Source organism: Pseudoalteromonas sp. B160, assembly GCF_037162485.1.
Classification (GTDB): domain Bacteria; phylum Pseudomonadota; class Gammaproteobacteria; order Enterobacterales; family Alteromonadaceae; genus Pseudoalteromonas; species Pseudoalteromonas rhizosphaerae.
In genome coordinates, this window is sequence record NZ_JARLUX010000001.1 from 3,386,638 (window position 1) to 3,398,415 (window position 11,778).

Sequence of the window (11,778 nt, forward strand, 5' to 3'; positions counted from 1 at the left end):
GCAATCATGTTTATAAGATGAAAACCGCAATAAAAATAAGCGAGAAGGCGATGAAAAAAATGCTTCATACAGCAATGGCTGTAGCTGTGTCACTGGCGCTATATGGTCAGGCTCAGGCACAAGATAATGATGACAAAAAATGGCAAGTGGATGCGCCACAAGGGCAATTTGTTGATGCTAATATTAGTGTCTCTCAAGGCACTTGGATGAATATCGATGTCAGTCCTGATGGCAAAACCATTGTGTTTGATTTGCTGGGCGATATTTACACTATGCCGATGGCTGGTGGCACTGCCACTCAACTGACCTCTGATATCGCATGGCAAATGCAACCGCGTTTTAGTCCTGATGGTAAACATATTGCGTTTACCTCTGATCAAGGTGGCGGCGATAATATCTGGTTGATGGATTTAAACGGTGAGAATCAAACCGCGGTAACCGATGAAACGTTTCGCTTATTGAACAGTCCCGCATGGAGTCCCGACGGCGACTATATTGTTGCTCGTAAGCATTTTACAGCGAGCCGTTCATTAGGCGCAGGTGAAGTATGGCTTTATCATAAAGCGGGTGGCAAAGGTGTACAACTCACTAAACGTGAGAATGATCAAAAAGATTTAGGTGAGCCGATGTTTTCACCTGATGGCCGATATGTTTATTTTTCACATGATGCGACGCCGGGTAAAACCTTTCATTATTCAAAAGATTCGGTTGCTGGCATTTATAAAATCAAGCGTTACGATCGCGAAACGGGTGAGATAGAAACGATTATTGATGGTATGGGCGGCGCGATTAGACCAACCCCGTCGGCAGACGGTAAGAAGCTTGCGTATATTAAACGAGATGATTTTCAAACTAGCCTCTACCTATATGACTTAACCAGCGGTAAGCATACTAAGCTATATGACAAGCTTGAACGTGATATGCAAGAGACTTGGGCTATTCATGGCGTGTATCCAACCATTGCATGGACACCAGATAATAACCAACTGGTATTTTGGGCTGGCGGTACTATTCATAAACTTGATGTGCAAGATGGCGATGTAGAAACCGTACCATTTGAAGTAAAAACCAGTAAAAAAATTCAACAAGCAGTGCGTTTTACACAAAACATTGATAGCGATGAATTTGCTGTAAAAATGTTGCGTAATGTACAGATTTCGCCGGATGGTGAAACAGCAATTTTTGAAGCGCTAGGACATATTTATAAACGCGATTTAGAGTCAGGAAAAATAAAGCGTTTAACTAAACAAGATGACCACTTTGAGTTGTTCCCGCAGTTTTCCCGTGATGGTAAAAAAATAGTTTATGTAACCTGGGATGATAACGAACAGGGTGCTGTTCGAGTTGTCTCTGCGCGTAGTGGTCGCGGTGATGATATTACCACAGAGCCAGGTAAATATGTTGAGCCAACATTCAGCCCTGATGGCAAAACAGTGGTGTACCGTAAAGCCTCAGGAGGCAGCATCTTAAACCCTGATTGGTCACTGCATCCGGGTATTTATGCAGTGAGTAGCAAAGGCGGGAAAGCTGAGTTGATTTCTAAAAGTGGTTATCAGCCGCAGTTTGCATCAGCTAATGATCGAGTTTTTGTGATGAGCCCATGGCCTAAGCCAACGCTAAGTGTGGTTGAACTTGATTCGAAAAAAATCACTAAGCTTTATGAGTCAGAGCATGCTACTGAGTTTAGAGTATCGCCTGATGGCAAGTACCTCGCTTTTGCTGAACGTTTTAAAGTGTTTGTTACGCCATTAGTGCAAAGTGGTAAAACCATCAATATTGGTCCTAAAGACAGCCAATTTCCGATTGAGCAGTTATCTGTTCGTGCCGGTGAGAATATCAGCTGGAGCGCCAGCAGCGATAAACTGTATTGGACGCTAGGCCCAGAGCTTTATCATGCAAGTTTGGCAGGTTTATTTGATATCAATAAAGCGGATGACGCTGACTTCAAAGTAAAAAGTGGCGATAACATTGGCTTTAGTAGCAAAATGGCTGAACCAAAAGGCATGATAGCTTTAACGGGCGCACGTATTATTACCATGAAAGGTGAGCAAGTCATTGAAAATGGAATACTATTAACCGATGGTAAACATATTAAAGCCGTTGGCACAGCTGCTGATATTAACATTCCAAAAGGCGCACAGGTAATTGATGTATCTGGCAAAACAATTATGCCAGGAATTGTTGACGCGCATGCGCATGGTTCACAAGGCAGCGATGAGATCATTCCTGAGCAAAATTGGAAAAACTTAGCGGGCCTATCGTTAGGCGTCACGACAATTCACGATCCATCAAACGATACAACAGAGATTTTTACAGCCAGCGAAATGCAAAAAGCGGGGACTATTGTAGGCCCACGTATTTTCTCAACCGGTACTATTTTATATGGTGCCAATATGCCAGGTTATACATCACACATTGATTCGTTAGATGATGCTAAATTTCACTTAGAGCGATTAAAGAAAGTTGGCGCGTTTAGTGTTAAATCATACAACCAACCACGACGTGAACAACGCCAACAAGTAATTGAAGCTGGCCGAGAGCTTGAAATGATGGTGGTGCCAGAAGGTGGTTCATTATTACAGCATAATTTAACGATGGTGGTTGATGGTCATACGGGCATTGAGCACTCAATTCCCGTGGCGAATATTTATGATGATATCAAGCAGCTTTGGTCACAAAGTGATGTAGGCTACACGCCAACACTTGGTGTGGCATATGGGGGCATCTGGGGAGAAAACTATTGGTATGATAAGACTGATGTGTGGAATCACCCGCGCTTAAGTAAATTTGTGCCAAAAAACCAATTACTACCACGTTCAATGCGCCGTGTTAAAGCACCCGATCACCACTATAATCACTTTAACAATGCACGGGTAGCAAAAGAGCTACAAGATTTAGGTGTTTTAGTGAATCTAGGTGCACATGGTCAGCGCGAAGGCCTTGCAGCGCACTGGGAGATTTGGATGTTTGCTCAAGGTGGTATGAGTCCACTGGAAGCTATTCGTGCGGCGACGCTTGATCCGGCCAAGTACATCGGCCTTGATCAGAATATCGGCTCATTGGAAGTCGGTAAACTGGCTGACTTAATGGTGATCGATGGTAATCCACTGACTAATATTCGTGATACAGATAAAGTTGATTATACGATGATCAACGGTCGGTTATTTGATGCCGCGACTATGAATGAAGTTGGCAAAAAAGCACGCGACAAATTGTACTTTGAAGATAAGTAATTATTAGTGTTATAAACCAATCAAAAGCGGCTGAATAGCCGCTTTTTTTATATGCTACTTGCTATAAGTTGGCGTAATAATACTGGGTCTTGCATTAGTGTATTACTGGAGTGCGTCACTCTAGCCTGACAGATCATACCTTCTTTTAAGGTCATTAATAATTGTGCTAACTGTATGGTTTTTTCTAACTGACCTTTAAGTTGTTCTGTGTGTGAGAGTTTATCGAACAATAACTGTAAAACTGATTCTTTGTGTGCTTTGCAAAGCATCGCGATAGGGTGCTCGCTGTGTGGAAACTCCGCTGCAGTATTAATAAAAAAACAGCCATTAAAAGGTCCAAGCTCAGAGACTTTATTGTCTATCCAAGCGGAGAGTGCGCTAAAAAGTGCATCAGCCACTTCGAAGGGGTATTGCAGTTTTCTAATTGTTCATACAACCACTGATTAAAGCGCTGATCTCTGAGCTCTAAACACGCACAGATCAACTCATCTTTACTGACAAAATGATTATAAAGCGTTTTTTTTGCAACACCTGCTTCTTTAAGTATTTCATTAATGCCTACCGCATGGATCCCTCTTTGATAGAACGCACTGAGTGCGGTATTAATTATCTGGGTACGTTTATCCATGGTTGCTCCTAGTCAAAAAGTAAGCTTGACATAAGTAGACCGACTTGTCTATCATCTAAATGTAGACAAGTCGGTCTACCTCTGAAGGAAGTAATATTAATGAATGATGTATTTTACAAAGCCGTTATCGCGGGTATCTTTTCAGCACTGACACTTTCGGTATTAGCATATTTAGAAAGTTTAGGGAATTATGGTGTATGGCTTATGGCACCATTTGGCGCAACTGCGGTACTGGTGTTTGGTGTACCAAACAGCCCTTTAGCAAAAGCAAAAAATGTTATTGTAGGGCATTTCATCACTGCCGTGATAGGTTTGGTTTTTATTAGTTTTATAGGCGTGGATCCGATCAGTATTGCTATTGCGACTGGATTAGCTGTGACCGTAATGATGTTGACTAACACCATACATCCTGCAACAGGGGCCAACCCTATTTTGATTATGGTCAGTGGTCAAAGTTGGGACTTTTTGATTATGCCAGTTCTTGTTGGTACCGTGTTTATTGTTATCTGTGGGTATATATCAGGGTGGTTGAATACAAAACTCAACGTTGTTGGCCATAAAAAAACCGCTTAAAAGCGGTTTTTTTATGCTACGAGTCTAAAGTTATTACACAACACCGCGAGGTAAGCGGCAATCGTGATCTTTTTTAGCTAGGTACACAATCCAAAACTCTTCGGCAGTGTAACCTTCTTCATTAGCTGTTGTTATAGTAAATGGTGGTTTTTTAACAGCTGCTTTAGCTGGCACTGCTGATTTAGTTTTAGTTTTCTTAGCCGGTGCTGTTGCTGCAGGTTGTGCAGACGTATTGCCTGAAGTTAGCTGCTCTGTTAATTCAGCAACTTCTGCAAGGCGCAAGTTTTTGCCGCCGTCGATGCTGTACCAACCAGGTTTGCTGGTGATTTCAGGTTTCTTACCATTGGCTGCTTGGTATGCTGCTTCAAAGGCATTTAATACTTCTGTTTTGTCTAGTTTGCTCATCAGAGGCCCTATACGTTGTAAACACAGATTGAGAATATTTATTTATACCTATTTTTGACTTACTTTTCAATTTTTTGCGATTTTCCTTCCATTTTAGCCCTATAAACGCCAAAATTTGCACAAAATTTAACGCTAATCTGGAATAAAAAAATGCAGCGCAGAGAATTTAACCAATTACTAAATACCATTTTAAGACCTGATTCTATTCAAGACTTTTGCCCAAATGGGCTACAAGTCGAAGGACGTGAACAGATTAAAAAAATTGTTACAGGTGTCACTGCTAGTCAAGCATTAATCGATGCTGCAATTGCACATGGCGCAGATACAATATTGGTTCATCATGGTTACTTCTGGAAAGGTGAAGCGCAACCTATTACCGGTATGAAAAAGCGTCGCATAGCTGCGTTACTTAATCATGATATCAATTTATTTGCCTATCATTTACCTCTTGATGTGCATCCAGCAATCGGTAATAACGCGCAATTAGCACAGCTACTTGATTTAGAAATACTCGATGGTTTGGAGCCTGTAGCAAATAGTGTCGCAGTCAAAGGGCGTTTAAAAATCCCAATGAGTGGTGAGCAATTTGCACAAAAAATATCAACAGTGCTCGCTCGTGAACCTTTAGTTAGCCTAGTACGTGATGAGCTAATTGAGACCATCGCTTGGTGTACTGGAGGTGGTCAAGGTTATATTGATTTGGCTGCTAGCCAGGGGATTGATGCCTATTTAACAGGCGAGGCTTCAGAGCAGACCATTCACAGTTCTCGTGAGCAAAAGATCGATTTTTTTGCCGCAGGCCATCACGCCACCGAACGCTATGGCATAAAAGCGCTCGGTGAGTTATTGGCTGAGCAACATGGCTTTGATGTAACCTTTATTGATATAGACAACCCAGTTTGAGTTGCCAGCTACTTCACTTTAAGTGAGTGAGATGTTAAAGCGCTTCTGGATCAATCCAGCGGCGCACACTTATCCACGTACTACCGATTACTTCATGCCAATAACTTGTGACTGCCTTTAATACTTCAACACTCGGAATATATTGTTTGCGATGAGGCCACGCTGAGAAATCGTAAAAATCAGTGGCGGCGGGAATAACATCAACGCCTTGGCTATTAAATAGATCTTTTGCTCGTGCCATGTGACTTGCCGAAGTTACCAGTGCAACTTTAAAATCAACTAGAGCAGGTGCTAAAAGCCGTGCTTCATCGGCGGTATCCATAGCCGTAGGATTTTGTTTAATACGCTGCGCATCAATACCTAAACTTATCGCGGTTTGTTGCATCAAACTACTGTTGGTCACTTTATTGTAACCGCCACCTGAAACAATAAGTTGAGCTTGTGGGTACACATATGCTAAGCGCATACCTTCGATTAGGCGGCTTTTAGCACAATTACCAAGTTGGCTATTGGCGTTAAGTTTTGGGTTAGGATTTATATCACAACCAAGTACCACTATTTTATCGAGTATCGGCTGTTTACTTGTATCAAAAATATACTTTAACTGTGAATTTGGAGCAATTATTTTTTGACCAATAAAAGGGGTACTAATCAGCAATAAACTGGTGATTGCGATTAAACCAACAAATACGCTGACTTTCTTGGTACGCAGTGCGATTAATAAGCAAACAAAGCACAGTAGAGCAAACAGAGGCAATGGCATCAGCATTGCACCGAGGATTTTTTTCAGTTCAAACATCACAGTAGCACACATAAAGGGGTTTTCTGTATGCTACTGGGTTAAACCTATTTTATCGACCGTTATTTAACTTACAGGTATTTAAAAAGTGGCGATACACTGGGTTATCTTTCATATTCTTTTTCATGGCTAAATACATTGGACGGGTTAATCCCAGTGCGCCTAATGGAATCGACTTAATGAGTCCTTGGCTTTCATATGGTGTTACTAACCAATCCGGTAATGCTGCAACCCCCATTCCGGCACTGACAAGCTGAAAAATGAGCAAGCCCTGATCTACGGTTTTCAAGGTGCCATCAAAACGTGCATTTTGAATAAAATGTTTGAAGATATCCTGACGCTCTCGTGGAATAGGGTACGAAATAATCGTCTCGTTTTTCAAATCAAGTGCCGTTACATAGGCTTTTTTCGCTAGTTCATGATCAGGAGCAACAATTAATTTAAGTTTAAAATCAAATAAATGTGCGTATTCAAGTTTATCTGGTTCACGAATGTCTGAAGTGAGTACTAAATCTAATTCATCACTGAGCAGATCAGGAATAGCGTCATAACTAAAGCCGCGCTCATAATCAACTTTGATATCAGGCCAAAAGTTATTGAATTCTTTAATTGTTGGTAATAACCAATGAAAACAAGCATGGCATTCAACACTAAGTCGTAATTGTGAAATTGGTTGATTAAGACTTTCTTTTAAACGGCATTTGGTTGCTTCAACACGCGGGAGTACTTCGCTGGCAAGTTCAAGTAATAGCATACCTTGTGGGGTAAAGCGCACCGGTTGAGTTTTACGTTCAAATAGTTGGCAATCAAGTTTGTTTTCTAAATCTTTGATTTGATGAGACAAAGCGGATTGAGTCAAAAATAATTCGCGCGCAGTATTTACCAAGGAACCGGTTTCTTTCAAGGTTGCGATGGTCTTTAAGTGTTTTACATCAATCATCTTTAATAATTCTCATGGTAAAGGTGAGTTTAACTCAGATTACAGCCATAATACGCCTTAAATTAAGATGCATCAACGTCTAGATGGCTATAAACCCCATTTTTTTACGTGAAATTTACAAATATACCATAGCATCATATTTGACAGCGTTGTCATTATATTTTTTGAGTTTGCAAAAAAATATTTCCATGAATTTACCTCAAGTTGAAACTGAGGAAGCATCAATTGTTTGATGTCAGGTATAGGTTTATGGTTTTAGCTATCTAAACAGCTGGAAGGGAATTTCAACATGGCACAATTACATAACTTAGGTTTTCCTCGCATAGGTAGAAAGCGTGAACTAAAATTTGCAGTAGAATCATACTGGGCTGGTAAAATCAGCCAAGCGCAGTTGCTTGAACAAGGTAAGACGATCCGCGCAGAAAATTGGGCTCTTCAAGCAGATGCTGGGATTGATTTATTACCGGTAGGTGACTTTGCTTGGTATGACCATGTGTTATCTACCTCTTTATTGATTGGCGCAGTGCCCAAGCGTCATCAAAAAGCGGATGGTAGCATTGATCTTGATACATTATTTCGTATTGGGCGTGGTCGCGCACCAAGCGGTTGTTCATGTGCAGCAAGCGAAATGACAAAGTGGTTTAATACTAATTATCATTACATAGTTCCAGAGCTAACTCATGATCAGCAGTTTCAACTAACCTGGACTGAGTTATTCGAGCAAGTTACTCAAGCACAAGCATTGGGGCACAATGCAAAAGTAGTATTGGTCGGCCCAGTCACTTATCTTTACTTAGCAAAAAGTGCAGGTGAGGAGTTTGATAAACTTAGCTTACTTGAAAAACTATTAGCTGTTTATCAACACGTGTTCGCTAAATTAGCGCAGCAAGGGATTGAATGGGTACAGGTTGATGAGCCTATATTAGGTTTAGAGCTGACAGAAGATTATCAAGAGGCATTAAAAACAAGCTTTCGTGCACTTGCAGGTCAAGGCGTGAAGTTGTTACTTGCTAGTTATTTTGACTCGGTCACTGCCTACTTTGATGATATTGCAGGTTACCCTGTTGATGGCGTACATTTTGATTGTGTTGCAACAAATGTTGATGTTGCAAAACTAGATATATTATTAAGTACAGATCAAGTTTTATCATTAGGCGTAGTAAATGGCCGTAATATTTGGCGTACTGATTTAGAGGTTGTATTTAATAGCATAAAAGACATTGCGCTAAAGCGCGGTGATAATCTATGGCTTGCTCCATCTTGTTCTTTACTGCATACACCGGTTGATTTAGAGCAAGAAGAAAAGCTCGATGATGAGCTTTGTTCATGGCTTGCATTTGCAAAACAAAAAGGCCAAGAGTTGTCATTATTAAAAGCCGCGCTTGAAAGCAATGATAGCAGTGAGCTCGTTGCTTATTCAGCACCTATTAAAGCACGCTTAACCTCTACTCGTGTAAATAATACAGCTGTACAAAAGCGTGTAACTGCACTCACCGCAAAAGACGGTAAGCGTAATCATGCATTTTCTCAACGTATTGAAAAACAACATGCAGCACTTAATTTACCGCTACTGCCGACCACCACCATAGGATCATTTCCACAAACTCAAGTAATTCGTCAAGCACGCCGTGATTATAAAGCCGGTGAATTATCTGCGGATGATTATCAAAGGCAAATGAAAGCAGAAATTCGTTACGCTGTTGAAGAGCAAGAGGCGCTTGATTTAGATGTGTTAGTGCACGGCGAAGCGGAGCGTAATGACATGGTTGAATACTTTGCTGAACTATTAGAAGGCTTTGCTTTTACCCAGTTTGGTTGGGTGCAAAGCTACGGCTCGCGATGTGTGAAACCACCTGTAATTTGGGGGGATGTATCACGTGAACAAGCGATGACGGTTCAGTGGACAAAATACGCACAGTCGCTGACGAGTAAGAAAATGAAAGGCATGCTAACAGGTCCTGTAACTATTCTGTTTTGGTCATTCATTCGTGATGATTTAGACAAACCCACCATCGCTAATCAAATTGCACTTGCGTTACGTGATGAAGTGGTCGATTTACAAAATGCCGGTATTGATATTATTCAAATTGATGAACCTGCATTTCGTGAAGGTATGCCGCTTAAATGTAGCCAATGGCAAGCATATTTAGAATGGGCAGCGTATGCATTTAGGGTCTCAGCAAGCGGTGTGAAAGATGAAACACAAATTCATACTCACATGTGTTACGCCGAATTTAACGGTATTATTGCCGCGATTGCAGATATGGATGCCGATGTGATCACCATTGAAACCTCACGTTCTAACATGGAACTACTTGAAGCATTTGAGAATTTTGATTATCCAAATGATATTGGTCCAGGTGTATATGATATTCACACTCCGAATGTACCGGATATTGCATGGATGAAAACGTTGATCCATAAAGCCGCACGAAAAATACCGGTTGCGCGTTTATGGGTAAACCCGGACTGTGGTTTGAAAACCCGTGGTTGGGAAGAAACGCGACAAGCTCTTGATAATATGGTTAAAGCAACCAAAGAGCTGCGTGAGGAGCTGCAGTAAAGAACATCTCCTACGATGTAAAGCCCTAACAAAACTTAGTTAGGGCTTTTTTTGTTGCTCTGATTTTAGTTCATCTTCATCGGTTGGTTTTTTAAAATCCATTTTTGCTGAGTGTTTGATCAGCAAAATATTACCGATAATGATTGCCAACACTAAGATGATGATGAGTATATGCCAAATTTGCATGGTGATCTCTAATGAGTCATTTATAAGTACTCAGTGTAGCAAAGATTTCTAGGGTTAAAAACGTCTAGAAAACGACAGCGAAATAAAATCAAGACCTGGGTTTGGTCTTTTAAACCCTGCATTTGAATAGTGTAAATAACGCACCGCAGCTTTGGTTTTTCCAAAATCAGCAATAAAGCCTAGTCGGTCTTCAAACTGGTAGTGGGTACTCACATTTTTGCCGGCGAAGTGAGTGTCATTGACTAATGAAATTCCTATGCCGGCTTCGAAATACAGAGGAATACTGCGCACTGAGCTGATCAGATGTTGAAATACCGGGGACATTGCAAGGACAACATTTGTCTGATGGCTATTATCTGCGCCGTATTCCCAAATATTAATACTTGATTCTAAGTAAATATGGGTATTTTCAATTAATGATTGTAGTGCCGGAGCATGGTATTGGTATGCCAATTTTAAGCCTTTAACATCACCTTCCCCCTGAATGTAATCAATGGCATAGCCATGAGGGGAAAGTGTATAGGGCGCACCATAAGATAGTCTGCTGAACATGGAAATAGATAATAAAATCAATACAGTTAATGTTTTAAATAACATGGTAAAGCTCTTTAGATGAAAACGTTATTTACAAAATAAGGGCGTGGGGGAGGCTAATTCAAGTGGCATAAATTCACAGACTCTGTGTGTTATTGCATGAGCTTAGCTAACAATATGAAATAAAAAGATTAAATCAATTGATGCCATGCTGGCACTAATAAGGTGCTATTTTGAGGCTTTTTAATCTCTTATGAACAGCGTAAATTACGCTACAAGATTTACTTAGGACTTATCAACAATGATTTCACTTGGTCGTTATTTATTATTAATCGCGCTAGTTTTTAGTGCTTCCTTGTTTGCGCAAACACAACAGTCACCTAATCAGTTATTAACTCAGGTAGGCGATCAGCTGTTTAGTGAAATTGGCAAAATAAACAGCCAAGGCACAGCGAGTAAAAGTGACATGGCACACATTGTTGATCAGTATTTAATGCCTAATATAGATGTTAAATTTGTTTCCTATAAATTATTAGGTAAGCACATTAAAGGTATCGATCGCCAACAAGCGACTGCATTTATAAGTGCAGTGGAGCATTACTTAACCACTACCTATGCTAGTGCATTAATGAAATATACCGGGCAAGAAATAAAATTCGAAGAGAGTAACGATGCTGCAGAGGGTGAGTTTGCCACGGTTAAGACGCAAATTATTGCAGATAATGCGCCAACGATTGACTTACACTTTAAGCTTCGCCAAGGTAAAGATGGTAGCTGGAAAGTATATGATATTGTCGCTGAAGGTATTTCGTTACTCAGTGCAAAGCAAAAAGAAGTTATTCAACGAATTTCAGAAGTTGGCCTTGACCAAGTGACAGCTGAGCTTAACAGTAAGTAATCATTTCCAAGTAAGTCTCCAACCTAAAGCACCATGCAGTGTTAACTGCATGGTGCTTTGTTATTTTCTTTTAAAATCACACTGTTTGGCTATAGCGTGTGGTTTTGGGTATGCTA

General features: G+C 40.6%; 12 protein-coding genes. 5 read left to right on the top strand and 7 right to left on the bottom strand.

Translation table 11 applies throughout. The annotated features are described in order from the left end of the window. Nucleotides 1-50: 50 nt before the first annotated feature. On the top strand, nucleotides 51-3,233 hold the full coding sequence (locus P4S61_RS15870) for an amidohydrolase family protein (RefSeq protein ID WP_337118623.1): 3,183 nt from the start codon (nucleotides 51-53) through the stop codon (nucleotides 3,231-3,233). Nucleotides 3,234-3,280: 47 nt separating this feature from the next. Here the strand turns inward: P4S61_RS15870 and P4S61_RS15875 are convergent, their stop codons facing one another. Then, complete coding sequence (locus P4S61_RS15875) at nucleotides 3,281-3,631, bottom strand: LmrA/YxaF family transcription factor (protein ID WP_337118624.1); 351 nt, start codon at nucleotides 3,629-3,631, stop codon at nucleotides 3,281-3,283. Continuing rightward, nucleotides 3,592-3,861 carry a TetR/AcrR family transcriptional regulator gene (locus P4S61_RS15880; protein WP_337118625.1) on the bottom strand — a complete coding sequence of 90 codons (270 nt, stop codon included), beginning with the start codon at nucleotides 3,859-3,861 and terminating at the stop codon, nucleotides 3,592-3,594. Before P4S61_RS15880 ends, P4S61_RS15875 begins: the two co-directional genes overlap by 40 nt. A 99-nt stretch (nucleotides 3,862-3,960) precedes the next feature. Between P4S61_RS15880 and P4S61_RS15885 the strand changes: the two genes are divergently transcribed. After that, the gene (locus P4S61_RS15885) at nucleotides 3,961-4,434 is read left to right on the top strand and encodes an HPP family protein (protein WP_337118626.1); all 474 of its coding nucleotides are present in this window, start codon (nucleotides 3,961-3,963) and stop codon (nucleotides 4,432-4,434) included. Between the two features lie 33 nt (nucleotides 4,435-4,467). On the opposite strand, the gene P4S61_RS15890 is transcribed toward P4S61_RS15885, so the two are convergent. Further along, nucleotides 4,468-4,839, bottom strand: a complete 372-nt coding sequence (locus tag P4S61_RS15890; RefSeq protein ID WP_337118627.1) for a hypothetical protein — start codon at nucleotides 4,837-4,839, stop codon at nucleotides 4,468-4,470. Between the two features lie 150 nt (nucleotides 4,840-4,989). On the opposite strand from P4S61_RS15890, the gene P4S61_RS15895 reads away from it, so the two are divergent. Next, nucleotides 4,990-5,742 carry a Nif3-like dinuclear metal center hexameric protein gene (locus tag P4S61_RS15895; RefSeq protein WP_149982830.1) on the top strand — a complete coding sequence of 251 codons (753 nt, stop codon included), beginning with the start codon at nucleotides 4,990-4,992 and terminating at the stop codon, nucleotides 5,740-5,742. A 34-nt stretch (nucleotides 5,743-5,776) separates the two neighbouring features. On the opposite strand, the gene P4S61_RS15900 is transcribed toward P4S61_RS15895, so the two are convergent. Together P4S61_RS15900 and P4S61_RS15905 are read right to left on the bottom strand one after the other, a co-directional pair. After that, nucleotides 5,777-6,541 (bottom strand): ElyC/SanA/YdcF family protein, encoded by a 765-nt coding sequence (locus P4S61_RS15900; protein ID WP_337118628.1) that lies wholly within the window; start codon nucleotides 6,539-6,541, stop codon nucleotides 5,777-5,779. A 52-nt stretch (nucleotides 6,542-6,593) separates the two neighbouring features. Further along, complete coding sequence (locus tag P4S61_RS15905; RefSeq protein ID WP_145241014.1) at nucleotides 6,594-7,481, bottom strand: LysR family transcriptional regulator; 888 nt, start codon at nucleotides 7,479-7,481, stop codon at nucleotides 6,594-6,596. 289 nt (nucleotides 7,482-7,770) lie between these two features. Between P4S61_RS15905 and metE the strand changes: the two genes are divergently transcribed. Next, entirely contained in the window at nucleotides 7,771-10,044 is a 2,274-nt protein-coding gene (metE, locus tag P4S61_RS15910; RefSeq protein WP_145241012.1) for a 5-methyltetrahydropteroyltriglutamate--homocysteine S-methyltransferase, read from the top strand. Between the two features lie 39 nt (nucleotides 10,045-10,083). Here metE and P4S61_RS15915 read toward each other — a convergent pair whose 3' ends face one another. Together P4S61_RS15915 and P4S61_RS15920 are read right to left on the bottom strand one after the other, a co-directional pair. Next, on the bottom strand, nucleotides 10,084-10,230 hold the full coding sequence (locus P4S61_RS15915; RefSeq protein ID WP_145241011.1) for a DUF2897 family protein: 147 nt from the start codon (nucleotides 10,228-10,230) through the stop codon (nucleotides 10,084-10,086). A 54-nt stretch (nucleotides 10,231-10,284) separates the two neighbouring features. Continuing rightward, a complete protein-coding gene (locus tag P4S61_RS15920; protein ID WP_337118629.1) occupies nucleotides 10,285-10,827 on the bottom strand; it encodes an acyloxyacyl hydrolase in 543 nt (180 codons plus the stop codon). A 238-nt stretch (nucleotides 10,828-11,065) separates the two neighbouring features. Between P4S61_RS15920 and P4S61_RS15925 the strand changes: the two genes are divergently transcribed. Further along, on the top strand, nucleotides 11,066-11,662 hold the full coding sequence (locus tag P4S61_RS15925; RefSeq protein WP_145241007.1) for an MlaC/ttg2D family ABC transporter substrate-binding protein: 597 nt from the start codon (nucleotides 11,066-11,068) through the stop codon (nucleotides 11,660-11,662). The last annotated feature ends 116 nt before the right edge of the window (nucleotides 11,663-11,778 follow it).

What these genes read in the sequence shown, in the direction of transcription:
- P4S61_RS15870 (WP_337118623.1), top strand. Translation starts at nt 51, where the DNA reads ATGAAAAAAATGCTTCATACAGCAATGGCTGTAGCTGTGTCACTGGCG.
- P4S61_RS15880 (WP_337118625.1), bottom strand. Translation starts at nt 3,861, where the DNA reads ATGGATAAACGTACCCAGATAATTAATACCGCACTCAGTGCGTTCTAT.
- P4S61_RS15885 (WP_337118626.1), top strand. Translation starts at nt 3,961, where the DNA reads ATGAATGATGTATTTTACAAAGCCGTTATCGCGGGTATCTTTTCAGCA.
- P4S61_RS15890 (WP_337118627.1), bottom strand. Translation starts at nt 4,839, where the DNA reads ATGAGCAAACTAGACAAAACAGAAGTATTAAATGCCTTTGAAGCAGCA.
- P4S61_RS15895 (WP_149982830.1), top strand. Translation starts at nt 4,990, where the DNA reads ATGCAGCGCAGAGAATTTAACCAATTACTAAATACCATTTTAAGACCT.
- P4S61_RS15900 (WP_337118628.1), bottom strand. Translation starts at nt 6,541, where the DNA reads ATGTTTGAACTGAAAAAAATCCTCGGTGCAATGCTGATGCCATTGCCT.
- P4S61_RS15905 (WP_145241014.1), bottom strand. Translation starts at nt 7,481, where the DNA reads ATGATTGATGTAAAACACTTAAAGACCATCGCAACCTTGAAAGAAACC.
- metE (WP_145241012.1), top strand. Translation starts at nt 7,771, where the DNA reads ATGGCACAATTACATAACTTAGGTTTTCCTCGCATAGGTAGAAAGCGT.
- P4S61_RS15915 (WP_145241011.1), bottom strand. Translation starts at nt 10,230, where the DNA reads ATGCAAATTTGGCATATACTCATCATCATCTTAGTGTTGGCAATCATT.
- P4S61_RS15920 (WP_337118629.1), bottom strand. Translation starts at nt 10,827, where the DNA reads ATGTTATTTAAAACATTAACTGTATTGATTTTATTATCTATTTCCATG.
- P4S61_RS15925 (WP_145241007.1), top strand. Translation starts at nt 11,066, where the DNA reads ATGATTTCACTTGGTCGTTATTTATTATTAATCGCGCTAGTTTTTAGT.